Here is a 25836-nt window from a genome sequence, read left to right on the forward strand (position 1 = left end):
GCTGCCGCCTCCCGCCTCCCTGTCGTGCCTTACGTGCGCCGTGCCGGGCGCACCACAAGAAGGGCCTTCACCATGAGTCGGAACGACAAGCCGGACCTCGGACGGCGGGGCTTCCTCGCCGGCGCCACCGCCGTCGCGGCGGCCGGCGCCATCCCCGCCCTCGCCGGCTCGGCCGCCGCCGAGACGGGCACCGCGGCCGCTGCGACCCGCCCCAACATCCTGGTGATCCTCACCGACGACCAGCCGCTGCACACCGAGTGGGCGACACCCAACACGGTCGGCTGGCTGGTGAACGGCGGCGTCAATTTCCCGCAGGCGCACGCCGCCACTCCGCTGTGCGCGCCCTCCCGGGCCTCGATCTTCAGTGGCCGTCACGCCCGCCACCACGGCGTACGCGACAACAGCAGCCCGTACAACCTGGACCAGACGACCACCTTCCAGCACTCCCTGCAACAGGCGGGCTACCGCACCGGGTTGTTCGGCAAGTACCTCAACGCCTGGCACAACACCGACAACCCTCCGTACTTCGAGGAGTGGCTGCTGTCGGCGCCGGTGACCTACAGCGACGGCACGTACAACGACAACGGCACCGTGCACACCGTGCCCGGCTACAGCACCACGGTCATCCGCAACCGCGCACTGCAGTTCCTGGACAAGGCGTCGACCGACCAGCGCCCCTGGTTCGCCTTCGTGGCACCCAAGGCCCCGCACGGCCCGAACACCCCGGAACCGAAGTACGCCAACACCCCGGTACCCGCTTGGAACGGCCGCCCGTCGGTGCCGGAGGCGGACCGCAGCGACAAGCCCGCGTACATCAAGAACGCCGACCGCACGCTGGCCGACGGCCAGACCGTCCGCCGCAACCAGCTGCGCACCCTGCTGTCCGTCGACGACACGGTGAAGGCGCTGCACGACAAGCTGGCCGACCTGGGCCAGCTCCACAACACCCTGGTGATCTACCTCGGCGACAACGGCTACAGCTGGAGCGACCACGGCTGGGGCGCCAAGTCGGTGCCGTACGTGCCGTCGGTACAGGTGCCCTTCTACGTGTCGTGGCCGGCCGCCGGTCTCGGCTCCGGCTCCGTGGACAACCGGCTGGTCGCCAACATCGACATCGCGCCGACCGTCCTCGACGCGGCCGGCATCGCACCCAACCCGCTGCACGACGGGAAGTCGCTGCTCGGCACGGCACAGCGCGACCACCTGCTCGTCGAGTGGTGGCACCGCGGACCCGGCAGCAACCCGCACACCTGGTCCTCCTACAAGAGCACGACCAAGCAGTACACGGAGTACTACGACCTCACGGCAGACCCCTACCAGCTCACCAACCTGCTCTCCGGAGCCACGCCGGCCGACGAACGGCGGCTGGGCATTCCGGCGCTGGCCGCGCAACTGGCGGCCGACCGATCGGCCTGACCGCCCCGGAGTGCCGGGGCGGCCCATGCGCCGCCCCGGCGCCCGCGCCGCGTCATCCCGCCCTATCGACCACCACCCACCGCACCGGGAGGCTCACGTCATGACCAGCACCCCGCACGCCTCCTGCTGTGCCCCGGCCGCGGCCGCTCCGGCCGCCCGGGGCACGCTGGACCTGCAACCGGTCACCCGCGCGCTTCCGGCCGCTGACGACGGACCGGCCCGGCGCGCCCGGCGGCACCTGATCGCCCTTCCGGGCGGCCCGTTCCTGATGGGTTCCGACGACCCCGACGGTGTCGCGGCCGACGGCGAGGGCCCGGTGCGCGAGGTCGAGGTCGGCGCCTTCTCCGTCGCCCCGGCAGCGGTCAGCAACGCCGAGTTCGCGTCGTTCGTGAAGGCCACCGGCTACGTCACCGACGCGGAGCGCTTCGAGTTCAGCTACGTCTTCGACGGATTCCTCCCGCCGGACCTGCGGGCCGCGTCCCCCGCCGTCGACGGAACCCCGTGGTGGCGGGCGGTCGCCGGGGCGAACTGGCGTGCCCCGCGCGGCCCCGGCTCCCACTTCCTGGACATCCAGCAGCACCCGGTCGTCCACGTCTCCTGGCACGACGCGCTCGCCTACTGCACCTGGTCGGGCACCCGGCTGCTCACGGAGGCCGAGTGGGAGTACGCCGCCCGGGGCGGCCTGGCGCGCCGGCGGTATCCCTGGGGCGACGAACTGGTTCCGGGCGGAAGGCAGATGCTCACCATCTGGCAGGGAGACTTCCCGCGGTCGAGCCACGGAAGCCGCAACGGAACCACACCGGTGCGCTCCCACCGCCCCAACGGTTTCGGCCTGTTCAACACGGTGGGCAACGTCTGGGAATGGTGCGCCGACTGGTTCAGCCCCGACTTCCACACCTCCGCCCCCCGCACCTCCCCGACCGGCCCGCCCAGCGGCACAGCACGGGTGATGCGCGGCGGCTCCCACCTGTGTCACGTCTCGTACTGCAACCGCTACCGGGTGGGAGCCCGCAGCTCCAACACACCGGACAGCTCGACGGGCAACATCGGATTCCGGGTAGCGCGTCACTGACTGGGGCGCGTGACATTTCATGATGTCTGGCACCGTGGCCGAGTGACGTCGACCGTTCCGCCGCCGGAACTTGTGGATACGAGAGCGCACAACACCACGTGCGGCGGGCCCCTGGGCGGGACAATGGCCTCCAGACCCGGGGGGCTCTATGTACGTCAGAACGGATCCGGTGCGGGTGGCCCTCGGCTACGCCGTCATCGCCGTGCCGGTGATCGCCCTGATCCTGCTTCTCGTCCTGTACGGCGGCAGGCACGACCGACCCACCGGGCCCGCACACCCGGACACGACGACGACCACGGTCGAACTGGTGGCGCCGGACCCGGTCCACACCGGGCTGGGCGCCCTCTGCCGGGCCGGATCCGCTCCGACGTCGCGCGACCGCGGCACGTGCTCGCCCCCCGGCGGCGTCCGGTAGCCACCCGCCCACGGGCCCCCTCGCTGTTCTGCCGAGGGTGAAGTCCGCCCCCACGTGGCTCGGCCATCATTACAGTCCGGTTCCATGACGATGGTCACCACGCGCTCTGTCGAGTACCCGGCTGACGGCCTCACGATGATCGGCCACCTCGCTCTCCCTGCCGGTACCGACCGCCGGCCCGCAGTCCTGATCGGGCCCGAGGGGCCGGGTCTCAACGACTTCCAGCGCCACCGGGCCGACGCCCTCGCCGAACTGGGCTACGTGGCGCTGGCCTTCGACCTGCACGGCGGCCGCTGGTTCACCGACCCACAGGAGATGCTGGCTCGCGTGATGCCCCTGCTCGCCGACCCCGACCGCATGCGGGACATGGGCCACGCGGCGCTGGACGTACTGCGCGCCGAACCGCGAACCGACCCCGAGCAGATAGCCGCTATCGGCTACGGCACCGGGGGTGCGATCGTGCTGGAACTCGGGCGTGACGGCGTAGACCTGCGCGCGATCGGGACGGTCAACGCACTGACCACGGGCCGGCCGGGCGAGGCGGCGCGCATCCGTTGCCCCGTATGGGCCGGCGTCGGATCGGAGGATCCGATCATGCCTGCCCGGCAACGGGACGCCTTCGCCGCCGAGATGCAGGCCGCGGGCGTCGACTGGCGCCTCATGATCTACGGCGGAGCCCTGCACGCCTTTCATCACCCGTCGGTCGACCACGCCGTGCTCCCCGGCATCGGCCACCACCCGCAGCACGCTCACCGAGCCTGGCGCGACATCGTCGACCTGCTCGCCCAGTGCATGCCCGTAGTCCTGTGACCGCATAGGTTCGCCGGGTCGGTGAGATGCTGGGTGCCGTCTGGTGGGGTCGGTCACTTCTCATCGTCGACACGGTCGCTCTTTGGGCATATCTGCCTGCGGGGCAGCATGACCGCGCGAACCTCCACGTCGGATATTCGCCAGTGTCGACCGTGTCGGAGAGTCAGGGTGGTGTCATGACGACGACATCAGGAACAGATGCTATGGCTGTGCTGGAAGGCATGTATGCGGCCGAGGCGCGCTACCTCGCCGCTGGTGGGCCTGGCGTTGCCACCTTTGAACCGCTCGCGCGGTTCTTCGCCGCCGATGTCGTGTTGCACCAAGCGGAGTCGCTGCCTTACGGCGGCGTATGGCGTGGTCATGACGGCATGGAGCGGTTCTTCGTCACCATGAGCCGGGCGTGGGAGTCGTTCGAGATGGTGGACCAGAAGTTCTTGGCTACGGAGGGCACTGTGGTGGTGCTGACTCAGGTCCATGCTCGTGCCCGCCCCGCGGGTCAGGAGCTCGACTTCCCGATGTTGCAGACGATCACCGTCGTGGACGGCCGCATCACGGAAGTGCACCCCTTCTACTGGGACACCAAGGTGATCGCCAGCGCCTGTACGAGCTCGCCGGGATAGTTCGCCGGGTCGGTGGGTCATGCTGCGTCGGCGAGGGGACGTCCTCCCCGTCTGTGGAGTTGTCGTCAGGCGCGCCCCGGTGCCGGTGCCGGCTCGGCGGGAAGCGCTGCCGCGCGGCGGGGAAGCAGGAGCGGGGTCGCCAGCAGGAGCACCCCGGCCAGACCGATGGCCGTGCGAGGGCCGAGCAGGGTGCCCAGCACGCCCCAGACGGCCGTGAGGAGCGCGGCCGAGGCCTTGGTCGTCACGGCCCAGGCGGTCAGCGTGCGGGTGACCCGGTCGGTCGCGGTGCGTTGGAGCCGGTAGGTGGCGTGGACGGGGTTGAAGATCCCGCAGCAGAAGATGAGCCCGAGTTCGACGCCCATCACCAGCAGCAGCCCGCCTGCGCCGGGGCCCAGGAAGGCCAGGCCGATCGGCCACAGCGCGCGCAGCGTCCCGGCCGCGACCAGGACCCGGTGCTGCCCGAACCGTGCGACGAGCGGCCCGGCCAGCCGGGAACCCAGCAGCCCGCCGATCGCGGGGGCGGCGAAGGCGACGCCGTACTGCCACGGGGTGAACCCGAGCCGGCCGAGCATCAGGACGGCCAGCAGCGGCTGCGCGGCCATCACCAGGCCGTTGAACACGGCGGTGTTGAAGAACAGCGGGCGCAGCGTCGGGTCGGCGAGGATGTAGCGCCAACCGTCGAGCAGGTCCCGCGCCCGCATGCGCGCGGCTTCCCGGTGCTCGGGCGGCGGCTCGTGCCCGCCCGTCGCCCGGATACCCAGAGCCGAGAGCAGGTAACTGACGGCGTCGGCCACCACGGTCGCCACCAGACCCAGGAGCCCGATCGCCGCACCGCCCAGCGGCGGTCCGATGATCGTGGTCGTCCAGGCCATGGACTCGAATCGTGCGTTGGCGACGAGCAGGTCCTCGGCCGGCAGCAGCGTCTTCAGGTACGCGCCGGAGGCCGCGCGGAAGGTGATGTCGGCCGCCGCGACGACGACCGCGACCAGCAGGAGCTGAAGGAACGTGAGGACCCCGAGCGCGAACGCGGCGGGGATCGTCAGCAGCGCCGCGCACCGCACCAGGTCCATCGCGATCAGCACCGGCCGCTTGCGGCGGAACTCCACCCACGGGCCGAGCGGCACCGCCACGGCCGCGCCCACCGCGGAGCCCACGGAGGCGAGCACGGCGACCTCGGCGGGTCCGGCGTGCAGCTCACGAATGGCGATCAGCGGGAACGCGCCGAAGGCCAGCCAGGTGCCGAGCGCGCTGGTGCCGTACGCCCCCCACAGCCACCCGAACCGCCGCCCCAGCCGATGCCCGTGCGTCATCCCGCGACCCCCGAATCCGAACAACCTATGTGCGACCTGAAGCAGCAAAGCGAGCGTTATGGCCTGGGGTCAAACAACCACGTGGGCGCCTTCCCACAACCAATCGTTGTGGACATAGGGTGACGGCATGGACCTCGACACCGTCCGGACCTTTGTCGCCGCCGCCGACGCGGGGCAGTTCCAGGAGGCCGCAGCCGAGCTGGCAGTCACCCAGCAGGCCGTCTCCAAGCGCATCGCCACGCTGGAGCGCCGACTCGGTGTGCGGTTGTTCACGCGCACCCCGCGTGGGGCCGAGCTCACCATCGACGGGCAGGCGTTCCTGCCCCACGCGCGCGAGCTGCTGCGCGTCGCCGAGCGCGCGGTCGCGTCCGTGCACACCGGCCGGCGTCCGCTACGGGTCGACGTGATCACCTCGCGCAGCGCGCAGTCGGGCCTCTTGCGCGGCTTCCACCGCGCACACCCCGACATCGAGCTCGACGTGCTGATGTTGTTCGACATGGAAGCGGCCGTCGCCGCCATCCGCTCCGGTGCGATCGACGCGTCCTTCCGTGCCGTCGGCGTGCCCGGCCGGCCGCTTCCCGAGGACATCGAGTCCGTCCGAGTACTCGACGAGCCGCTCCAGCTCCTCACCGGCCCCGCCCACGTGTTGGCGAGCGCCCGGTCCGTGACCGTCGCTCAGCTCACCGGGCACCGGATCTGGATGCCCGGCATCGTTCCCGGTACCGAATGGGCCGTCTACTACGACGACCTCGTCGCCGAGTTCGGCCTCACCATCGAGGCGACCGGCCCCAACTTCGGCTCCGACGCACTCCTCGACACCATCGCCGACACCCCTGCCCTCGCCACCTTCATGGGTGAGCACACCCGCCTCGTCTGGCCGGCCGGCCACGGCCTGCGCCGCATCCCGGTGACCGACCCGACGCCCGTCTACCCGCACTCACTCCTCTGGCACCGCGACAACCCCCACCCCGCGCTGGCCACCCTCCGCACTCACCTCGCCCCCACAGCGGCTCGCCACGACGACGCCGAGACCTGGGTGCCGCGCTGGGTCAGCCCCCGCTGAACGCCACCGCCTCCGTGATCGTCGTAGCCGGATCGGCGGAAGGTGACCAACCCGGGTGCTGCACGATCGTCAACGCCCGCACGTCGCATCACACCGGGGGCTCACCCGTCGGGGTGGTCCTGCCCTTGGTCCATGGCTGCCGCCGTGCCGATGGGCCACAGTAGGTCGATGATCTTCCGTTTCCCCCGGGCTGCGCTGCTGGTCGTCGTGCTTCCGAGCCTGCTGTGCGGCTGCATGACGGTCCCCCCTGCCGACCGCGACGCGGTTCCGGCGCCGGCTCCAGCGGCTGATGCACCGGCAGCGGGCCCGCTCCTCCTGGACGTCGACCACCCGGCCGACACCACAGCGTTGGGCTTCGCGGGAAGCAGCACGCCACCACCCTCCCCACCCTCGGTAGCCCGCGCCCCGGAGGCCGCGCCGGCGAAGGTACGGGCTCCGGCCCGCGTGCGGGCGGCTCCACCCCGGAAGCCGCGGAGGACGACCGTACGACGGACCGCCCCGCGGCGATGGACCCCGGCGGCCCGGCCACCGGTCCACCAGCCGGATCTCTGCGCCCAAGGCCGCAGTTCGGGCCTCGCGCCGGACGTGGTCCGCGCCTGCAAGAGCGTCCTCGGCGGATAACGGGGCCCAGGCGGCCGAGCCGCACGATCACGCCATCGGCCGGTCGCGCGGGGGACTGACAACCGCGACCATGTGCCTGGCCGGACTCCATATCGCTGACAGGCGAGGGGCAGGGGCGGAAGATCGCCGCGCTGCGGGTGGCCACGCGGGGTTCCGCCCTCTCGTGGGGTGGGGTCAGGGCTGGTCGGGCGGTGGGGGTGTCGCGCGCTCCTCGCAGTGCGGGCAGCGTTCGCGGCCGTCCCATGCGGACCAGCCGAAGTCGGTCGGGGTGAGGGCGTGGCCCTCCAGTTCGTCGCGGACGGCCTCGCGGTAGGCCCAGACGGCGTCCAGGTAGGGGTGGTAGATGTCGTGGAATGCGGGGGTCGAGATGCCGGCGCCCGCAGCGACGGCCTTTCGGAGGGCGCGGAGGCGTTCGAACATGGTCTGTCCCGTGGCTGCGATCCGGGCGCTGGCGTCGAGGAAGAGACGCTCCCGCACCTCGTATATGCGGGCGTCCGTCAGCGCTTCGCGACTCGCCGCCTCCAGATCGGCCGCCCCGGCGCCGCCCTGCGCGAGACGCCGCAGTTCGGTGTGGGCCGCGCCGGCCGCCGCGATGAACTCCGTGTACACGTCCCTGCGGCGCGCCTGGAGGCCGCGACGGTGTTCCTGGCGTGTGCGCAGGTCCAAGCGGACCAGGTCCGGGAAGAGGCGTCCCAGGCCTTCGATGTCCCGCAACTCCGGGCAACCGTGAACCCGTGAGCCGTAGGCTGCGCAGGTGGCGGAACGTGGTGGGGCTCGATGGAATTGAGCCCCACCCCCCACGTTCTCGGCCCACAGTGGGGATGACCCATCATGCTGATGACCAAATCGGATTGCCACGCCATACATTGACCACGTACCCGAACTCTTGTGTGAGCTGCCCCCTATGGGCCGCCCATGACGGGGCAGGCGGAGAGCGTGGCCACCATCGGTCCGGCGTCCGCCGGTGCCGAGCGCGCCACCGCAGCCAAGGAGACAGGCATGGCCGAGGAAAGAGATCTCTCCGGACCATCCGAACAGCAGGCCGGGCAGCACCAGGAGGAAGAGGAACACAGCTTCTCCAGCCCGGGTTTCTCCAGCCCCGGCTTCAGCAGTCCTGACAGCCCGTCGGTCATGGACGACTTCGAGGTGCCCGAGTACGAGGTCCCGCCGCTCACCGGAGTGGCGCTGGCGGCCTCCTCCGCGAGCGAACCGGGTTACAGCGCACCGGCCTTCACCAGCCCCGACTTCACCAGCCCGGGAGCGATGGGCGAGGAGCACCGGCAGGTGGAGCCGACCTGAGGCGGGTGCGGGTCCCGGTCGGCCGGAGGGGCCGCTCTCGGACGTCCGGGCTCTCGGCCTTCCGGGCTCTCGGCCTTCCGGGCTTCCGGGCTTCCGGGCTTCCGCAAAGCGTCCTGTTCGTGAGACGACCCCGGCCGCCCCTGTACACAGCCGGAACTCTCGTTAGATCCTTTGTAGTTGTGAACCCCACCAACGATTCGCCATGGCCCACGGGCATCAGTGCCATCACCCTGTTCGTCGAGGACCTGGAGGAGACGAAGCGGTTCTACCTCGAGGTCTTCGGCCTTCCGCTGGCCTTCGAGGATGACAACTCCGCCGTGTTCGACTTCGGCAACACACTCATCAACTTGCTGAGGACTCCCGCAGCACACGCGCTGATCAGCCCGGCACCTGTCGGCGAACCGAACGTCGGATCCCGCCTCCAGCTCACCCTCCCCGTGGACGATGTGGACGCCATGTGCGCAACGCTGTCCGCCCGCGGCGTGACCCTGCTGAACGGCCCGATCGACCGGCCGTGGGGGATCCGAACCGCCAGCTTCCGGGACCCCGGCGGCCACATCTGGGAGATCGCCAAATGACGGCGAGGACCCGAGAACCCATCTAGTTGAACACGTTCAATATTTCTGACAGGCTGTGCGGATCGCAGCTGCCCATCAGGCTGGCCGCGGCGGCGGTCGGGAGGCCTTGACGGTGGGCAAGAGGGCGGTACTGGGGCGGGCGCTTGCGGGCGCGGCGGTGGCGTTGACCGCGGTGAGTGCCTGCGCGGGCCCGCACCAGTACTACGAGGGCTCGGGCTTCCATGGCGCCACGGTGGCCGAGGCCCAAGGGGTTTGGCAGGGTGTCGGAGGTACGCGACTGTCACTTCGCCCCGACGGAACGGCCCTCTTCCAGCGGCTCGACGGCCATGACTTCGATTTCGACGCCGGCTGGCGTCTTTCCGGCACGGGGACCTGGGAACTGACCGACCCAGCCGCCGGCCAGGACCTACAGGTTGCCATGGCGACCCGGACCAAGGTCGAGACACGCGTTCCCGGGACGCCTACTGCCGCTTGGACCCCGGAACCGCCTGCGAGGTACACCTGGCACTTCTCCGTCCGTCGCGATGCGCGCCAGGCGTTGGAGTTGTTCTTCTTCTTCGGAGATCCCGACAGCGGGAACACCTACGTGGTGCAACGCGCTGCCCCACCCGAATCCGTCAGTTCCCCGCCTACCGCAGAACGTGATCATCGGTGACCACGCCCTGCTTCCCCGTCGAGCCTCAGACTCCGGTCCGTCCGTCGACGAGTTCGCGCACGATATCGAGGTGGCCGTTGTGCCGGGAGATCTCTTCGATGAGGTGGAGGAGCACCCAGCGGAGGTCCACGTGACGGCCGTCTCTGATGGGGCGCTTGGCCGTCGAGTCCAAGTCGTGGTCTGACAGCAGGCGGCGATAGCGGGCACTCTGCTCCTCGTACTCGGCGAGAAGCTGGGGCAACGGGATATCGACCGCCGTCCGCATTTCCGGATCGGGGTCGTCGTCGGTGGCGTCCGTGAGCGGCCCCGCCTGTTCTTCTCCCAGGAACATCACTTGGACCCAGTAGTACTCGACCCACCGCAGATGGTTGATCAGCCCGCATATCGTCATCAGCGGGGAATGCGGGAGCGGGGCCCTGCGGGCGTCCTCCGCGGACACGTCCTCGCATTTGGCTCGCGCCGTGTCACGGGCGTAGTCCAGGAAGGTGGCCAGTTGCGTGCGCTCGTCCCAGGTGGGAGGCGTGTCGGTTCGTTGAGTCATCGCGGGCAGTCTGCACCATCACGGATGGGGTGTCGACAAGGTTAGGACCAGCGCCGAGCCCCTGCTCCGGGGCGACGGCTACCCGCCCCGGGCACGGAATCCGCACGTGAGAGAGGTGCCCTGTGCGCCGGCCGTCGGGCGGGAGCGCGCGCCCGGCCATGACAAGCACCCCGTCCGCTCGCTAAACCTCTCCCCAAGTCCGGTCCCCCGCCCGGCCGGAGCACCGCACAATCAGGCCGTAAGCACAGCGATCGATTTCGGGGGCGAGGACTGGTGGGGAAACAGGACGTGTGGGTGCGGGCGCAGAGCGTGGCCTTCGGCAACCGGCTGGTGCGGGCCGACACCATCGTGCAAGTCACCTGGGAGCCTCATGCGTCCCAATATCTCACCTTCACCCTGGCCGATCAGCGGGATGAGGTCCGCCACCAGATTCGGGGCAGCGGCTCAGCTACCGCCACTGTCTCCGAAGAAGAGGGCACCGCCCTGGTCCAATCCCTGCTGAAGGCCATCGCCGCCACGTCGTTCCTCCCTGGCGCGCACCTCTTGGTGCCCACGGAGACGGAGGGCGCCGGGCTTCGCTGGCAGCGCGCTCCCCTCTACGACATCGCGGATGAGGCCGCCTCCTGACCAGCCGCGCACCCGCCGAAGCGGCGACGGCCGGTAGGGGCGCAACCCGGACCGCCCCGGCGCCGGCTCCCTTCACGGCGCGGCCCCGCCGGTCCGGCACCTCGAGGGTGCCGGAGCGACGGGGACACGCGCGGCCTGCGTCATGCTCTTGAGGCAGCGGGGCCGAAGGGCATCTCGCTCGCCGGACAGGCATGGTGGGGAAGCGTGCCGACCGGGCTATTTGGTGGCCGGCGCGCCGTGCAGAGCGGCCACCTCCTCAGCGGTGAGCGCACGGTCGTAGACGCGCACCTCGTCGATGGAACCGTTCCAGTAGTCGCCGTTCTGGCCCGCGTATTTGGCGCGGCCCACGGAGAGCGGACCGGTACTGACGTCCGCGGAGCCGGGCTCCGTCGTGGCGACCAGTTGGCCGTCGAGGTACAGCTTCAGTTCGTTGGCGGTCGTGTCCCGCACTCCGGTGAGGTGGTACCAGCGGCCCAGCTCCGGCTGGGTCACCAGCCGGGCCCGGTGACCGCCCGGCGTGCTGAAGGCGAAGGCGCCCTGGCCGTACTGCAGGTAGAAGGGGTTCTCGGTGCGGCGGCCGTCCTGGCTGACGATCGTCGCGTAGTTGCCCGGGATCGCGTCGAGGGTGACCCAGGCCGAGACGGAGTAGCTCTTGGTGGTATCGACGACCGTCTGCGCCGTCTGGGCGTACTGGCCCTGCCCGTTGAACTTCAGACCCGTTCCGCTGATGCCCGGGGCCCAGGTCGTTCCGGTGGCCAGGGCGAGCGGGCTGTGGTTGGGGCCGGTGTCGGCCGCCGTGGCGCCCGTGCCCTCGTTCAGCGACCAGGACGCCCCCCGTGCAGCGCGTCCCGCGTCCCCGCGGCAGCGCCGGCCGCGATGACCTGACGGTTGATGTCCCGCACGGCCGCCGCATCGACCTTGAGTTCCCGGCGATCGTAGGTGTAGAGGCCGTTGAGTTCGTTCTCGAGGTCGGTGACCTGGGTGTACACCGATCCGGACAGCTCCGCCCCCGCTGCTTCGAGGTAGAACGTGCGGGTGTTGTCGACGTACTTCCGGGTCAGCGCTGCCTTGTCCGCGACGCCGCTGTAGATCACCGCGGGAGCGCCGGGCCACATGTGGCCGGCGGTACGGAGGGTGAAGCCGCCGTGTTCGCCGTCCATCGCCGCGCGGTTGTCGGGGAAGGGCGGTTCGGTGTTGTTGTAGTCGTGGTGATCGATGATGTCGCCCTTGCCGGAGTCCCCCTTGGAGGCACAGCAGTTCACACCGCTGTGGGCGTTGACGATGCGGCTGGGGTCGGCGGCCTTGACGCTGTCGGCGATCCGACCGGTCTCCTCGCGGTTCCACTCCCCCCAGCCCTCGTTGAACACGATCCAGCCGATGACGGAGGGCGAGTTGTGCAGTTGCTTCATCTCCGCGCGGCCCTCGTCGGTGAAGGCCTTCTGTCCGGCGGCGTTGTTGAAGTCGCCGGAGACGAAGTCCTGCCAGACCAGCAGGCCCAGTTGGTCGGCGTGGTAGTACCAGCGCGGCGATTCGACCTTGATGTGCTTGCGCACCGCGTTGAAGCCGAGGTTCTTCTGCGCCTTCAGGTCGAAGGCGAGAGCCGCGTCACTGGGCTGCGTGTAGAGGCCGTCGGGCCAGAACCCCTGGTCCAGCATGGCGAGGGAGAAGATCGGCTTCCCGTTGAGCACGAGCTTCTGGTAGCCGCCGACCGTGGTGATGCCGATCTTGCGCATTCCGAAGTAGCTGCTGACGGTGTCCGAGGACCTGCCGTCCGTCAGGGTGACCTTCAGGTCGTAGAGGTAGGGGTCGTCGGGGGTCCACAGGTGCTGGTTGGCGACCGGCAGACGCAGCGGGCTGTTGGCCGGTCCGGTGACCGTGCCGACGGTCCGGCCCTTGGCGTCACGCGCGACGACCTTGGCCCGGGCGCCGGCGGAGGCTCCCGGTGCCTCGACGGTGACGGCCAGGGCGCTGGTGTCGATGTCGGGCGTGGTGACCAGGCTGTCGATGGAGGTCGTGGCGACCGGCTCCATCCAGACGGTCTGCCAGATGCCGGACGACTGGGTGTAGACGATGCCGCCCGGGTGAGTGGACTGCTTGCCGACCGGCTGGTTGGCCCCACCGGTGTCGGTGGCGGCAACCACGATCTCCTGGGGTCCGCTGCCCCGCAGTGCGTCGGTGACGTCAACGCTGAAGCCCGTGTAGCCGCCCGTGTGCTCGGTGACCAGCTTCCCGTTGACCCACACACGGGCCTGGTAGTCGACGGCGCCGAAGTTCAGCTTCAGCCGGTTGCCGTGGCCGACCTTCCAGTTGGCGGGGACGGTGACGAGCTTGCGGTAGAACATGTGGTCCTCGTGCCGTTCGAGCCCGGAGAGCTGCGACTCGACGGGGAACGGCACGATGATCTTCTCGCTGAGGTTCTTGCCGAAGACGGGCTGTTCGCCCGCGGTCGCGCCGGCGAACTGCCAGGGTCCGTTGAGGTTCTTCCACTGGGTGCGGACCTGCTGCGGGCGGGGGTACTCCGGCAGCGGGTTCTTCTCGTCGAGCTGATCGCCCCAGGAGGTCGTCAGGCGGTGCGTCGAGGCGTTCTGGGCCGATCGGATGATCTGCGGGACCGTGTCGGTGCCGACCTTGAGGCCGCCCTCCCCGTCGTAACTGACGCGCACCTTCTGGTCCTTCTGGACCGGGGCCGTCAGGGTCGCGACCAGGGAGTGCGCGTCACCGCGCTTCACGGCCAGGGACTTCACCGGTATGGGCGAGGTGTCGGCCTCCACCTTCAGGTGGTCCTTGGCCGCGCCCACGGCTGTGACCTTGTCGTCGAACGTCGCCGTGACGTGCAGGCCGTCCGCAGCGACGGACAGGGCCACCGGGTAGACCTCGAAACCGGCCGGCGGGGTGAACGCGGATTCCGGCACGATCTGCTTGGCGAGCGCCGGGCTCGACCACCGCAGGAACATGTTGGCCCCGCCGACGTCCTGGAACATCTCCAGTCGGAAGTCGTGCGGCTCCCCCGCGGCCAGCCTGACGACGGCGCTGGTCTGCTCCTTGTCCCAGTCCGGCACCCAGTGATCGATCACCGCCGCGCCGTCGATGAACAGCCGGAAGCCGTTGTCGCCGATGGCGTGGAACGTGTAGTCACCGGTGGCCGGAGCTTGGATCTGCCCGGTCCAGCGGGCAGTGGTGTTCTCCTGGCGTCCGGTCAGGGCCTCGAAGGTGCCCGCCAGACCCGGAAGGTCGATCTGTGGATCGAGCGACACACCGCCGAGTTCGGCGAAGTCACGGGCGCCCGGGGCGGACATCCGGAAGTACTCACCCTTCAGGCCGTGCACGGTGGGCGTCGGGCTGCTCGTGGGCGTGGCCGGCTCGGCGGCCGAAGCAAGGGGGGCCAGGCCGCTCACGGGCAGTACCAGTGCTGCGATGAGCAGCACCGCCCAGAGGAGGGATCGATGGCGGGGGGACGGTCGTGTCATGGGCTCGTTCCTCGCGCAGAGGTGATGGTGCACCGAGTCGGGGGTGGTGTTGAGGGAGTGGGAGACAACAGTTGTTCAACGTTGGAAACGTTGGTGCAGCGAAATGACAGCACGAGGACCGACGTCTGTCTAGAGATCGCGCACGCTTGGATCGGGTGGACCAGCATTGCTTGCGCGTTCATCGCGGCTCGGTAGCATCGACGGAGGGACCGCGACGAGAAACGTCGTGCACCGGTCTTGCCCGGTTCCGCCCATCAGGTGTATATCGTTGTAAAGATCAGCCTGGGTCGGAGAGCGGGGCCCGCCGGGCCCCCGGCCGCCGCAGCCGCGCAGCCACCAACAGAACCGCCACACGGGGGACGCCGTCGCATGAGCACGCCACTACGGCCATCAGGACAGAGCGACGGACCCTCCGTGCGGATCGGAGCTCTCGTACCGCTCACCCGACCCGGCTGGATCGAGGCCGGCCAACACCTGCTGGCAGGAATAGAGTTGGCGGTGCGCGACATCAACGACGCCGGCGGGATCGCGGGACGACCGCTCGAACTGCTCGTCCGGGACACCGCTGCCGACCCACAGCGGGCCGCAGCGGCCGTGGACGAACTGGCTCGTCTGGGCGTCGCCGCCTTGGCCGGCGAGTACCACAGCGTCGTCGCTCGCGCCGCTGCCGCCAGGGCCGACGCCCTGGGCCTGCCGTTCCTCTGCTCGTCGGCGGTGCTCGACGCGCTCACCGACCGGCCGACACCGTGGGTCGCGCGCCTCGCCCCGGCGCAGTCCCACGGCTGGCAGATCTACGCGGACTTCCTCCTCGGCGCGGGGCACCGTCGCATCGCCGTCGCAGTCGAGCCGAGTGTCTACTGGGCGTCCGGGACCCGCATTCTGCGGGACCATGTCGCTCCATACGGCGGCACCGTCATCGAACTCGACGCGCGTGCGCTCGCCCCCACGGCGGTGTGCGACGAACTCGTCGACCACCGCGCGACGGCCCTCCTCCTTCTGGTCGGCCACCCGGAGCCGGCCGTCCCGATCGTCCAGGCCGTCCGCAGCGACCAGCGCCTCACCGGGATCACGCTGGGCGCTCCGGCGGGGCAGCCGGAGTTCGCCGAATGGGCGACGCTGCTGGGCGACGACGGCGCCGGGATCCCGTTCCTGCGCTACCTGCCCGAGCGCCTCGGCCCCCTGGGTGCACGTGTCGAGACGGCCCTTCGCGGTCAACTGACCGAAGCACCCTCCTTCGTCGCCTTCGAGGGCTACGACACGGTCGCCGTCCTCGCCGAGGTGCTGCGTTCGCACGGCGCGGACCGGACGCGCACCGCCGAATCCTGGGCGCACATCGCCATCGAGGGCACCCGCGGCCGGATCCGGTTCTCCCGCACGCCGGGCATCAGCGTCTGGCAATGGGCCTGGCCGCCCGTCCAGGTGGTTGATCGCGATCCGGCGGAACCCCGTCGCTTCCGCATCCTGCACAGCGGTTGAGCGCCACGCGGCCACGCCCAACCCATCCACGGCTCCTGCCGCGCTCCGCTGATCCACTGTGTCTGCTTCTGTCCCTTTGCTCAAGGCATTGACACTTAAAGGGACATGACAACACACTGTCCGCCGGTAATGGCACACTCCGCTTCAGCCCGTTCGGAGGACCCATGCGGCTCGGTCGGCGTCACTGGTGGACCCATCGGCTGTCCGGCCGCTGGTCGGCGGTCTCGGCGGGAAGCACTCTCGCACTACTGCTCACCCTGGGGGCGACCGGAGTGGCGGCCGCGCCACCCGCCCAGGCCGCGAGCAACGTGGTGATCGATGGGAACGCCCGCTTCGAGGTGCTCAGCCCGACCCTGGTCCGACTCGAGTACGCCGGCGACGGCGCCTTCCAGGACGGGACCACCTTCACCGCCGTCAACCGCGCGTTCCCGGTCCCCGCCTTCAGCACCGGCGTCAGCGCGGACGGCTACCGCGAGATCCGCACCACCGGGCTGACCCTGCGCTACCGGCAAGGCAGCGGCCCGTTCACCTCCGCCAACGTCTCCGTCACCCTCAACGGCAGCGGCGTCCAGGCCGCCCCCTCCTTCCCCTCGTACTGCACCGTCGGCTCCGCCTGCGAGGCGGAGAACGGCCTGTTCAGCGGGCTCGCAGCCACGGCCTACGACCACACCGGGCACACCGGTTCGGGCTTCGTCGCCGGGTTCCAGGGCACCGGCAGCGGCGTCTCGCAGGACGTCTCGCAGGTCCCGGCCACCGGCAGCTACCGGCTGTGGGTGCGCTACTCCAACGCCAACGGCAGCACCGGGAGCCTGTCCACCCGGGCCAACGGCGCCGCCGGACCGACCCTGAGCCTGCCGGTCACCTCGTCGTGGAACACCTGGTCCACCGCCTCGACCACGGTGAACCTGACGGCCGGCACCGACACCATCGGCCTGCTCCAGAGCGCCGGCAACACCGGCAAGGTCAACATCGACAGCATCGCCGTCACCCCCCTGTCCACCACCTCCTACCCCGCCGCATCGACCGCGCTCACCACCACCGCGTACGGAGCCGGTCCGGCCAGCACCCTCGGCGGCTGGTCACGGACGCTGGACAACCCGAGGACCGTGCCGGTGCCGGAGCACCCCGGCATCCTGAACCGGGACGGCTGGTACCTGCTGGATGACACCCGCACCGCGCTGCTCAGCGGCCAAGGCACCGGACACACCGTCAGCGACCGTCCCTCGCACGGCGCGCAGCCCTACCAGGACGGCTACTTCTTCGGCTACGGCCAGAACTACAAACAGGGCCTGGGCGACCTCAACACGCTGACCGGCGGCATCGCGCTGCTGCCCCAGTCCGCCTACGGCGTCTGGTACTCGCGCTACTACGCCTACTCGGCCTCCGACTACCAGAACACCCTGCTCCCGGCCTTCCGCACCAGCAACACCCCGATCGACTGGCTGGTCACGGACACCGACTGGAAGTCACCCACCCAATGGAACGGGTGGAACTGGAACCCGGCGCTGTTCCCGAACCCGCAGGCCTTCCTCGACTGGACCAAGCAGCAGGGCCTCGCCCTCTCGCTCAACATCCACCCCACCATCGACAGCGGTGACCCCAAGTTCCCCGCGGCCAACAGCCAGGCCGGCGGACTGGTTCCGGACGGTGGCAACACCTACGCCTTCGACTGGTCCAAGCCCACCCACCTGGCCTCCTACCTCGCGCTGCACCAGCCCTTCGAGCAGCAGGGCGTCCGGGAGTGGTGGCTGGACTACTGCACCAACTGCGGCGGATCCACCGCCTCCGATCCGCACGTCGCGCCCGACAACCTCATCAACCAGGCCTACGTCGACGACGCCGCGGCCAAGGGCCTGCGCGGGTTCTCCTTCGCGCGCATCGGCGGCTCCGAGCAGGGCGGCGACGACAGCAACTACGCGGTCGGCCCCTGGTCCGAGCGGCGCAACTCGATGCAGTTCACCGGCGACACCCCGGCCACCTGGGACATGCTGGCCTTCGAGGCCCGCTTCACCCCGGATGAGGCCGCGGCCGGGCTGTCGAACATCAGCCACGACATCGGCAGCTTCCACGGCGGACACCTCCCCGACGACCTGTACGCGCGGTGGCTCCAGCTCGGGGTGTTCCAGCCGATCGACCGGCTGCACTCGGACCACGGCGACCGGCTGCCGTGGAACTACACCGGCGCGGCGGCGGCCGGCGCCGCGTCCTCGCTGCGGCTGCGCGAGGCCCTGGTCCCCTACACCTACACGCTGGCGCAGCAGGCCCACACCACCGGGGTCCCCATCGTCCAGCCGCTCTACCTGAATTACCCCACCGAGGCCGCCGCGTACAACACCCCCGGCGAGTACCTGTACGGCGACAACGTCCTGGTAGCGCCGATCACCTCGCCCAACGACGCGTCCGGCAACGGCTCGGTCCCGGTCTGGGTGCCGCCGGGCAGCTGGACCGACTACTTCACCGGCCGCAGCTACACCGGCCCGTCGACCGTCACGATCACCGCCCCACTGTCGCGGATGCCGGTGCTGATCAAGGCCGGCGGCATTCTGCCGACCCGGACCGACTACGTCGACAACCAGGCGCAGCGCCCGCTGACCCAGCTGACCGTGAACGTCGCGGCCGGCGCGAACGGGAGCTTCTCGCTCTACCAGGACGCCGGGGAAGGCACCGGCTACCAGAGTGGGCAGTCCACCTCCGCCCCGCTGAGCTGGAACGACGCCGCACGCACCCTCACCGTGGGCGCGCAGACCGGTGGCTACGGCGGCGCGCCGGCCTCCCGTGCGTACACGCTGCGGCTGGCCAACGCGGCGGCCCCCACCGCGGTGCTGGTCGACGGCGTCCAGGTGCCGGAGACGGCGTGGTCCTGGAACGCGAACCGGCGGACCGTCACGGTCACCACCGCGTCGCTGCCGCTGGGCTCCGCCCACACCGTCGCCCTGTCCGGCACTGCCACCGCCAACCCCACCGCGGGCGAGGTCCTCGGCGCCGGCGGCCTGTGCCTGGACGTGCGGGGCGGCCTCCCGGCCGACGGAACTGCCGTCCAACTGTGGGACTGCAACCACACGGCCGCGCAGCAGGTCTCCTCTCCGAGCGACAACACCGTCCGTGTGCTGGGCAAGTGCCTGACCGTCAGCGGTGGCGGGACCGGGAACAGCACGCCCGTCGCCCTCGCCGCCTGCGCGGGCAACGCCGCCCAGAGCTGGTCCCACCGGTCGAACGGCACGCTGGTCAACCCGGCTTCGGGCCGCTGCCTCGACGTCCCCGACGCGAACACGACGCCGGGCGCGGTGCAGCTGCGGCTCTACGACTGCAACAGCTCCGCGGCCCAGTTGTGGAAGCTGCCACCGGGGCCGGTCACCGGACCGGCCGGGCTGTGCGTGGACGTGGCCGACGCCAATCCCTCCTCGGCCACCCCGGTCCAACTCTCCACCTGCAACGGGACCGACGCGCAGCGCTGGTCGGCGCCGGGCGACCAGACCCTGCGCGACTTCGGCAAGTGCCTGGACGCCGCGGGCGGCGCGACCGGCAACGGCACCGCCATCCGGTTGTGGGACTGCAACGGCACCGGCGCGCAGGGCTGGGTGACCCGTGCCGACGGGTCCGTGCTCAACCCGGCCTCCGGCCGCTGCCTCGACGACCGCGACGGCGCCGGGCAGTCCGGCGACCCACTGCAGCTCTACGACTGCAACGGCACCGCGGCCCAGCGCTTCCGCCTGGGGTGACCCACGCCGCCGGCCTCGGGCGCCCACGGACCGGGTACGCCCGAGGCCCCGGTCACCGCCCGGCGAGCCGGGGATGGCCGGGGCCCTGGAGCGATGCCGCTGTCGTCGGCGGCGGCGCTCAGGTCTTCCGTACGAACTCGGCCGGCTCCGCGTCCGCGGCCATGCTGTACAGCAGCAGATGCCCGTCGCGGCCGGCCGAGAAGAAGACCGAGGAGGGCTCGCGGCAGCCCTTGCCCGATGCCGCGGTGTAGGTCGCCGGGCTCAGCGCCAGCACCGGGGAGACCGCTCCGATGGCGAAGGTGCTGTCGCAGAACTGCTCCGTGCCGTCGTCCATGCCCGCGGTGACCGACATCAGCACCAGACGGCCACCGACCGGGCCCTGGGTGATCTGCAGCACCTCCTTTTCCCGGTAGACCGCGTTGGCCGGCACCCAGGTGCCGACGTACTGGTCCGGCACCGCGTTCTGCCCGCCGGCCGACCGGTAGAAGTCGGCCGTCAGGCCGCCGGACTTCCACACCAGCACGTCCCGCGACCGCACCGTGAGGGTCTGCTGGGGCAGCGGCGTGCAGCGTCCCTGCGGCACCCCCGCCGTCACCTGGCCCGTGCCGACGACCACGGTGTCGGCATCGGTGGAGAGCAGCTTGCCGCGCCCGGTGCACTGCACATCGCCGTCGGTGTCGATGTACGCGACGGCCTTGTCACCCGGGCTGCCCGGCGAGATCTCCACCCGCAGCACCCGCTTCGGCAGTTCGTTGGCGCCTTCGATCACGCCTTCCCAGGCGCCGACGAACGCGTCCGCGATTCTGGGCCCGGCGCTCGATGACACGGAGACCGATACGGTCGCCGAGGGTACGCCGCCGGTGGCGCGGTCCTTCTCACCGCCGTCCCGCAGGACCAGCGCCGCACCGGTGGCCACCGCGGCGAGCGCCAGCACGGCGGCCAGGGCCGGCCACCACCTCCGCCGGGTGGACAGCGTCGGCGGCGCCGGGCTCTGACGCGGTCTCTTCGCGGGCGACTCCCGCACCGCTCCCTCCGCAGGCGCTACCTGCGGCGGTGTCTCCGCGGTGAGTATGCGGTTGGCGAGCCGGCCCAGCTCGGCCAGCAGCTCCGCGGGCAGCCACGGCCCGTCCACGTCGGCACGGGTGCGCATGGCGAGCTGCTCGGCTGTGGGTCGCCGCTGCGGGTCCTTGGCGAGGCACGCGGTCACCGGATCGATCAGGGTCTGCGGCACCCCGGTCAGATCCGGGTCCTCCTCGGCGGCACGGAACATCAGCGCGTGCGGCCCCGACTCGACGGAGCCGAACGGCAGCCGCCCCGTCGCCGCGTACACCAGCACGCAGCCGAGGCTGAACATGTCCGCGGCAGGCGTCACCCGCTGCCCGCGCACCTGCTCCGGCGACATGAAACCGGGCGAGCCGAGCACGACACCGGTGGAGGTGCGCACACTGCCCACCGCGGTCTCGAGCGCCCGGGCAATGCCGAAGTCGATGATGCGCGGGCCGTCGACGGTCAGCAGGATGTTCGACGGTTTCAGGTCACGGTGTACCAGGCCCGCCCCATGGATGGCGCCCAGCGCTCCGGCGAGCCGGCCGGCCAGGGCACGCAGCGTGGCCTCGGGCAGCGGCCCGTAGCCCGACTCGACGACCTGGTGCAGGGAAGGTCCCGGCACGTACTCGGTGGCCACCCACGGTGCCGCGGCCTCGGTGTCGGCGTCCAGTACCGCCGCCGTCCCCTCACCACCCACCCGGTGCAGCGCGGCGACCTCCTGACGGAACCTGGCCCGGAACTCCGGATCGTCGGCCAGTGCCGCCTTGACCACCTTCACCGCCGCGGCCCGCCCGCCCGCGGAACGCCCCAGGAACACCTGGCCCATCCCGCCGGCACCCAGCCTGCCGATCAGCGTGAAGTCCCCCATCCGCCGGGGATCCCCCGGCTCCAGGACGTGCATCCGTGCCCCGCTCTCCCCGTGTACGTCAGCTCGCTCCGCGCAGCGGCGACACTACCGGTTCGCGCACAGGGCCGGACCACGGTGGCTACGCCCCTCCCGCACCGGCCCGGAACTGAACAGGGCCGCCCGCGCCAGGGGTGGTCGCAGCCTGAGCGGACACCGGGCTCACCAGCTGATGCCGGCCGCCACCGGCAGGTGGTCGCTGCCGGTGGCCGACAGCACCCGCGAGCTCCTCGGCTCCACGCCGCGGACCAGGATCTGGTCGATCCGCGCCACCGGGAACGTCGCCGGCCAGGTGAAGCCGAAGCCGTTCCCTGCCGCGTCCTGGGCCGAGCGCAGCTGCGAGGTGATGGTGGCGAACGCGCGGTCGTCCATCGTGCCGTTCAGGTCGCCGAGCAGCACCACCCGCTGGTTCTGTTCGGCGGCGATGGCCTCACCGAGCGCCTGCGCGTTCCTGTCCCGCGAGACCGTCCAGAAGCCCGCTCTGGGATTCACCCGAGCGGACCCCAGGTGCGCCACGTACACCGCCAGCGGCCCGTGGTGGGTGGCCACCGTGGTGCGCAGCGCCCGGGTGTAGGTCATCCTGACGTCCGCGGGCTTGGCGTCGCCCAGCGGCCCGACGTCCGTTTTGATGTCGACCGGCCGGGTGTCCGACAGCGGTAGCTTGCTCCACAACCCCACCGTGCCCAGCACCGCGTAGTACGGGTACGTCTTCGCCAACTCCTTCTCGTACGTGCCCCGGGCGTGCTCCGTCAGTTCCTCCAGCGCCAACACGTCCGCCTCGGAGGCTGCCAGGTCGCGGGCGGTGCCGGCCGGGTCCGGGTTGTCGGCGCCGACGTTGTGGCTGGCCACGGTGAGGTCACTGCCCGGGTGGGACTTGTCGCTGAGCAGTCCGCCGAAGAGGTTCAGCCACACCATGACGGGCAACAGCAGTGCGGCCACCGCGGAGGCGGAGCGGCGCCACAGCGCGCCTGCCAGCAGCACCGGGATGAACAGGCCGAACCACGGCAGGAAGGTCTCCACCAGGCTGCCGACGTTGCCGATCCGGTTCGGAATCCTTGCGTGCAGCAGCATGATGAGGCCCAGCAGCAGCGCCAGGCCCGTGAGTATCGGGCCGCGCTTCCAAAGCCCCGGCCGGGAGGCGCTGCCGATCACCCGGCGGAGGCCCGCGCGCCAGGTGCCGGTGTCTGCGTCCTTGCGGCCGGCGCCACCTCGGCCGGTCTCCGCCGTGTCCACCTGCGTCATCGCCTGTCCTCGCTCATGTCCGGTCACTGCCGCATCCTCAGGTTCTGCTCCCCCGTCACCGTTTCATGGCCCCCGCGAGGCCGGGCGGCCGGTGCGCGCCCGGCTACACGATGGGAAAATCAAAGTAGGTGTTCGCATAGGGTTCGCCTTCCAGCGTGTAGTGCCACCACTCGCATGCGTAGGAGCTGAACCCGCAGGCCTCCATGAGGGAACGAAGGTACTGCCGATTGTTCCCTTCTTCGCGGGTGATCCCCTTCGCTCCATGATGGGAGAGGGAATCCATCAAGTCGTGGTCACCGCCCATGGGGGCAAGCTCACCGGTCGCCAGGTGATAGAGCGTCAAGTCGACGGTGCTACCGCGACTGTGGCCCGACTTCGCGGCCACATATCCCTGTGCGAACATCTCGGCTCTGTCGATATTCGGATAGTGCCGCGGCTTCGTTCGGCCGTCCTCAGCCTGTTGTGACCAGCGCAGAAAACAGTCCACTGCGCGCTGAGGGCGATAGCCGTCCCAGAGAAGCAGGCCGAAACCAAGGGATGCAGCCATGCCCTGCGCTTCTTCCAGTGCCGTACCCAGGGCGCGCGTGCCGACGATTCTGTTGACCACATATCCGTCGACCGGTTTTCCGGTGAAGTTGTCCCAGGTGGCGTACTTGGCATCCCAACGTATACCCGGCACCAGCTCGTCGATGAAGGAAAAGTCATCCTTCATCGACGTGTTCCCGCCAAGGCCAACGCCACCGTTCGGTCGATGACTTCCGCGAGCGGCAGTCCCGCGGCTCGCATCATTCGCGGATAGCGGCTGTAGGACGTCATGCCGGGGAGGGTGTTGACCTCGTTCAGGACCACCTCTCCATCGTCCGTGAGGAACATGTCCACCCGTGCCAGCCCACTGCACCCCAAGGCGCGGTAGACGGTCTTTGCCGCCTCCTGGACGAGTGCGCGCGACTCCGCGGAGATGTCGGCGGGAACGATGGGTGTCGAGTTCTCGGAACCGCTCTCAGGATCGACCTCCTGATGAATCTTGAAGAAGCCGTGCGACAGGGCGATCTGGTCCACCTCGCCCGCGAACAACTCCGATCCGTTCCCCAGAATGGCGCATCCGATCTCGCTGCCGACAACCGCCTGTTCGATCAGCACCTTCGCGTCGTACTGCTGCGCCGTTTTCACCGCGCTCAGCAGTTCTTCCTCTCGGGATACCTTGCTCACGCCGAAGGATGACCCCGAACGGGCCGGCTTCACGAAGACGGGGTAGGTGAACCGGCCGGGATCGATGTCCTCGTTCCCCGTGACGGTCCAGAAGTTCGGCGTGGCGATTCCCGCGCTTCCGGCGACGATGTAGGCAAGGGTCTTGTCCATGCACAGCGCCGAGCTTTGGATGTCGCAGCCCACATAAGGGATGCCGGAGAGCTCCAGCAGACCCTGTATCGCACCATCCTCGCCGAGCGTCCCGTGCAGAACGGGCAACACGACGTCCAAGCGGATCGTCTCGTATCTCCCCTGCTCAAGTACGAGCAGTCCGTGCACGGTTCTGTCGGGTGACAGCAGAGCCGGACGGAAGCTGCCGTCTTCCCAGTCTGCGGCAGGGCCGTCGCAGAGCTTCCACGCGCCGCTTTTCGCAATACCGATGTAGAACGGTTCATACGTGTCCAAGTCAAGGCTCTTCGCGATCTCTCGCGCAGACTTGACGGAGACGGGATGCTCCTCGGAAAATCCCCCGAAGATGATGCCGATCTTCAACCTATCCATGCTGCTTCCCGCTCTCGAATCTCAGGCAGTTGATGATGGAATTCTCGACGGTGTCGCTCAGGGCGTGGTCCGTGTAGTAGGCGGTGTGCGGGCTGATGAGCACGTTCGGCAGTTCCTGCAGCCGCAACAGCGTTTTGCTCTCGACGAGTCGGTCTCGGCAGTCGGCGTAGAAGATTCCTTCCTCTCCTTCGAGGACATCCAACGCCGCACCACCCAGTTTTCCGCTCTCCAACGCACCGGCAAGCGCCTCGGTATCGAGCAGTGCCCCGCGCCCGGTGTTGATGACGAAAGCGCCATGCTTCATCTTCCCGATACGTCGGCGATCGAGAAGATGGTGCGTGTCCACGGTGAGCGGCGTGTGCAGCGTGACGATGTCGCTCAACTGCAGCACTTCATCGAGAGGCAGGTAGTCGGCCCCGGTCCCGGGGCGATTGTCGCAGGCCAGCACCCGGCAGCCGAATCCCCGCAGCCTGTCCATGACCGCCGTGCCAATGCGCCCTGCCCCGACCACCCCGACGGTCAGATCGCGCAGCTCTTTCCCGCGGAACTCGTGCAACCGGTAGTCATGGACATCTGCACGGCGGACGACGGACTTTGCATGTCGCACCGCCATCAACATCAGCATCAGCGTGTAGTCGGCCACGCTGTCGGGCGAGTAGGCGACATTTCCAACGGAGATGCCGACGCTGTTCGCGTACTCCACATCGATGTGGTTGTACCCGACGCTCCTCGTGGAGACATAAGCGACGCCGACCCGACCGAGTGCCCGGAGAGTGGAATTTTCGACCTGGGTTTTGTGCCCGATACTGACGCATCGATTTCCGGATGCCAGCCCAACAGAAGCTTCGGACACCGCCGCCTCCGTGATGGTCGGCACCACGCCGAACCGAGGCGCCAACTTCCGGAACAGAACGGCCTCGTCCCGCTCGCATCCGTAAACGGTGAGTCCCCTGGCCGGGACGGACAAGGAGGACGAGGAGAGCGAGGCCGCCGGCGATCGGGTGCCGCGGGCCGCTGATCGGGCTGGTTCGCTGGAGGTCATGCCTCCAGTCAAGACAGGGCGGCGTTGCCGGCACGTATGTGGTTTTCGATATACCGACCATATGTGACCGGCCGGTAGCATATCGACGGCGTATGGAGAACCGCATACATGGCGGCAACACCCCGTCGCCTTGACTGGCGGCATGACGCACAGCGCACCAGCC

20 protein-coding genes and 1 pseudogene are annotated in these 25836 nt (G+C 69.8%); 12 read left to right on the forward strand and 9 right to left on the reverse strand.

The window, feature by feature from the left end; all coding sequences use genetic code 11:
• Nucleotides 1–72: 72 nt before the first annotated feature.
• The 5 genes from O3X23_RS29080 to O3X23_RS29100 all read left to right on the forward strand — a co-directional run bounded on the left by O3X23_RS29080 (nt 73) and on the right by O3X23_RS29100 (nt 4333).
• Nucleotides 73–1416 (forward strand): sulfatase family protein, encoded by a 1344-nt coding sequence (locus tag O3X23_RS29080; protein ID WP_269274642.1) that lies wholly within the window; start codon nt 73–75, stop codon nt 1414–1416.
• 100 nt (nt 1417–1516) lie between these two features.
• Nucleotides 1517–2488 (forward strand): formylglycine-generating enzyme family protein, encoded by a 972-nt coding sequence (locus tag O3X23_RS29085; protein ID WP_269274644.1) that lies wholly within the window; start codon nt 1517–1519, stop codon nt 2486–2488.
• A 148-nt stretch (nt 2489–2636) separates the two neighbouring features.
• Nucleotides 2637–2903 carry a hypothetical protein gene (locus O3X23_RS29090; RefSeq protein WP_269274646.1) on the forward strand — a complete coding sequence of 89 codons (267 nt, stop codon included), beginning with the start codon at nt 2637–2639 and terminating at the stop codon, nt 2901–2903.
• Between the two features lie 84 nt (nt 2904–2987).
• Nucleotides 2988–3713: a dienelactone hydrolase family protein gene (locus O3X23_RS29095; RefSeq protein ID WP_269274648.1), complete on the forward strand. Its 726-nt coding sequence runs from the start codon at nt 2988–2990 to the stop codon at nt 3711–3713.
• Nucleotides 3714–3916: 203 nt separating this feature from the next.
• Nucleotides 3917–4333, forward strand: coding sequence for a nuclear transport factor 2 family protein (locus O3X23_RS29100; protein ID WP_269274650.1), 417 nt, complete (start codon nt 3917–3919; stop codon nt 4331–4333).
• Between the two features lie 65 nt (nt 4334–4398).
• Here O3X23_RS29100 and O3X23_RS29105 read toward each other — a convergent pair whose 3' ends face one another.
• Nucleotides 4399–5643 carry an MFS transporter gene (locus O3X23_RS29105; RefSeq protein WP_269274652.1) on the reverse strand — a complete coding sequence of 415 codons (1245 nt, stop codon included), beginning with the start codon at nt 5641–5643 and terminating at the stop codon, nt 4399–4401.
• A 127-nt stretch (nt 5644–5770) separates the two neighbouring features.
• Between O3X23_RS29105 and O3X23_RS29110 the strand changes: the two genes are divergently transcribed.
• Entirely contained in the window at nt 5771–6706 is a 936-nt protein-coding gene (locus O3X23_RS29110) for a LysR family transcriptional regulator (protein ID WP_269274654.1), read from the forward strand.
• A 795-nt stretch (nt 6707–7501) separates the two neighbouring features.
• Here O3X23_RS29110 and O3X23_RS29115 read toward each other — a convergent pair.
• Entirely contained in the window at nt 7502–8041 is a 540-nt protein-coding gene (locus tag O3X23_RS29115; protein ID WP_269274656.1) for a CchlQ, read from the reverse strand.
• Nucleotides 8042–8242: 201 nt separating this feature from the next.
• On the opposite strand from O3X23_RS29115, the gene O3X23_RS29120 reads away from it, so the two are divergent.
• From O3X23_RS29120 to O3X23_RS29130, 3 genes are all read left to right on the forward strand, one after another.
• Nucleotides 8243–8626 carry a hypothetical protein gene (locus tag O3X23_RS29120; RefSeq protein WP_269274658.1) on the forward strand — a complete coding sequence of 128 codons (384 nt, stop codon included), beginning with the start codon at nt 8243–8245 and terminating at the stop codon, nt 8624–8626.
• Nucleotides 8627–8805: 179 nt separating this feature from the next.
• Nucleotides 8806–9204 carry a VOC family protein gene (locus O3X23_RS29125; protein WP_269274660.1) on the forward strand — a complete coding sequence of 133 codons (399 nt, stop codon included), beginning with the start codon at nt 8806–8808 and terminating at the stop codon, nt 9202–9204.
• 112 nt (nt 9205–9316) lie between these two features.
• A complete protein-coding gene (locus tag O3X23_RS29130) occupies nt 9317–9859 on the forward strand; it encodes a hypothetical protein (RefSeq protein WP_269274798.1) in 543 nt (180 codons plus the stop codon).
• Between the two features lie 25 nt (nt 9860–9884).
• Here O3X23_RS29130 and O3X23_RS29135 read toward each other — a convergent pair whose 3' ends face one another.
• Nucleotides 9885–10400: a DinB family protein gene (locus tag O3X23_RS29135; RefSeq protein WP_269274662.1), complete on the reverse strand. Its 516-nt coding sequence runs from the start codon at nt 10398–10400 to the stop codon at nt 9885–9887.
• Between the two features lie 273 nt (nt 10401–10673).
• Between O3X23_RS29135 and O3X23_RS29140 the strand changes: the two genes are divergently transcribed.
• A complete protein-coding gene (locus O3X23_RS29140) occupies nt 10674–11027 on the forward strand; it encodes a hypothetical protein (protein ID WP_269274664.1) in 354 nt (117 codons plus the stop codon).
• A 216-nt stretch (nt 11028–11243) separates the two neighbouring features.
• On the opposite strand, the pseudogene O3X23_RS29145 reads toward O3X23_RS29140, so the two are convergent.
• A pseudogene (locus O3X23_RS29145) lies at nt 11244–14494 on the reverse strand (LamG-like jellyroll fold domain-containing protein).
• Nucleotides 14495–14863: 369 nt separating this feature from the next.
• On the opposite strand from O3X23_RS29145, the gene O3X23_RS29150 reads away from it, so the two are divergent.
• Nucleotides 14864–15970: an ABC transporter substrate-binding protein gene (locus O3X23_RS29150; RefSeq protein WP_269274666.1), complete on the forward strand. Its 1107-nt coding sequence runs from the start codon at nt 14864–14866 to the stop codon at nt 15968–15970.
• A gap of 164 nt (nt 15971–16134) precedes the next feature.
• Entirely contained in the window at nt 16135–19689 is a 3555-nt protein-coding gene (locus O3X23_RS29155; RefSeq protein ID WP_269274668.1) for a ricin-type beta-trefoil lectin domain protein, read from the forward strand.
• A 118-nt stretch (nt 19690–19807) separates the two neighbouring features.
• On the opposite strand, the gene O3X23_RS29160 is transcribed toward O3X23_RS29155, so the two are convergent.
• The 5 genes from O3X23_RS29160 to vanH all read right to left on the reverse strand — a co-directional run bounded on the left by O3X23_RS29160 (nt 19808) and on the right by vanH (nt 25673).
• Nucleotides 19808–21604: a serine/threonine-protein kinase gene (locus O3X23_RS29160; RefSeq protein WP_443048006.1), complete on the reverse strand. Its 1797-nt coding sequence runs from the start codon at nt 21602–21604 to the stop codon at nt 19808–19810.
• Between the two features lie 198 nt (nt 21605–21802).
• Complete coding sequence (locus tag O3X23_RS29165) at nt 21803–22882, reverse strand: endonuclease/exonuclease/phosphatase family protein (protein WP_269274672.1); 1080 nt, start codon at nt 22880–22882, stop codon at nt 21803–21805.
• Nucleotides 22883–22985: 103 nt separating this feature from the next.
• A complete protein-coding gene (gene vanX / locus O3X23_RS29170) occupies nt 22986–23594 on the reverse strand; it encodes a D-Ala-D-Ala dipeptidase VanX (RefSeq protein ID WP_269274674.1) in 609 nt (202 codons plus the stop codon).
• Nucleotides 23591–24631: a D-alanine--(R)-lactate ligase gene (gene vanA / locus O3X23_RS29175; RefSeq protein WP_269274675.1), complete on the reverse strand. Its 1041-nt coding sequence runs from the start codon at nt 24629–24631 to the stop codon at nt 23591–23593. The genes vanX and vanA overlap by 4 nt, the downstream gene beginning before the upstream one ends.
• Nucleotides 24624–25673 (reverse strand): D-lactate dehydrogenase VanH, encoded by a 1050-nt coding sequence (gene vanH, locus O3X23_RS29180; RefSeq protein ID WP_331283963.1) that lies wholly within the window; start codon nt 25671–25673, stop codon nt 24624–24626. The genes vanA and vanH overlap by 8 nt, the downstream gene beginning before the upstream one ends.
• Nucleotides 25674–25836 lie beyond the last annotated feature (163 nt).

The organism is Streptomyces sp. H39-S7 (assembly GCF_027158205.1).
Taxonomy (GTDB): Bacteria; Actinomycetota; Actinomycetes; order Streptomycetales; family Streptomycetaceae; genus Actinacidiphila.

Bases quoted from the DNA above. Each gene is read 5' to 3' on its own strand.
- O3X23_RS29080 (WP_269274642.1), top strand. From the start codon at position 73: ATGAGTCGGAACGACAAGCCGGACCTCGGACGGCGGGGCTTCCTCGCC.
- O3X23_RS29085 (WP_269274644.1), top strand. From the start codon at position 1,517: ATGACCAGCACCCCGCACGCCTCCTGCTGTGCCCCGGCCGCGGCCGCT.
- O3X23_RS29090 (WP_269274646.1), top strand. From the start codon at position 2,637: ATGTACGTCAGAACGGATCCGGTGCGGGTGGCCCTCGGCTACGCCGTC.
- O3X23_RS29095 (WP_269274648.1), top strand. From the start codon at position 2,988: ATGACGATGGTCACCACGCGCTCTGTCGAGTACCCGGCTGACGGCCTC.
- O3X23_RS29100 (WP_269274650.1), top strand. From the start codon at position 3,917: ATGGCTGTGCTGGAAGGCATGTATGCGGCCGAGGCGCGCTACCTCGCC.
- O3X23_RS29105 (WP_269274652.1), bottom strand. From the start codon at position 5,643: ATGACGCACGGGCATCGGCTGGGGCGGCGGTTCGGGTGGCTGTGGGGG.
- O3X23_RS29110 (WP_269274654.1), top strand. From the start codon at position 5,771: ATGGACCTCGACACCGTCCGGACCTTTGTCGCCGCCGCCGACGCGGGG.
- O3X23_RS29120 (WP_269274658.1), top strand. From the start codon at position 8,243: ATGACGGGGCAGGCGGAGAGCGTGGCCACCATCGGTCCGGCGTCCGCC.
- O3X23_RS29135 (WP_269274662.1), bottom strand. From the start codon at position 10,400: ATGACTCAACGAACCGACACGCCTCCCACCTGGGACGAGCGCACGCAA.
- O3X23_RS29150 (WP_269274666.1), top strand. From the start codon at position 14,864: ATGAGCACGCCACTACGGCCATCAGGACAGAGCGACGGACCCTCCGTG.
- O3X23_RS29155 (WP_269274668.1), top strand. From the start codon at position 16,135: ATGCGGCTCGGTCGGCGTCACTGGTGGACCCATCGGCTGTCCGGCCGC.
- O3X23_RS29160 (WP_443048006.1), bottom strand. From the start codon at position 21,604: ATGGGGGACTTCACGCTGATCGGCAGGCTGGGTGCCGGCGGGATGGGC.
- O3X23_RS29165 (WP_269274672.1), bottom strand. From the start codon at position 22,882: ATGACGCAGGTGGACACGGCGGAGACCGGCCGAGGTGGCGCCGGCCGC.
- vanX (WP_269274674.1), bottom strand. From the start codon at position 23,594: ATGAAGGATGACTTTTCCTTCATCGACGAGCTGGTGCCGGGTATACGT.
- vanA (WP_269274675.1), bottom strand. From the start codon at position 24,631: ATGGATAGGTTGAAGATCGGCATCATCTTCGGGGGATTTTCCGAGGAG.
- vanH (WP_331283963.1), bottom strand. From the start codon at position 25,673: ATGACCTCCAGCGAACCAGCCCGATCAGCGGCCCGCGGCACCCGATCG.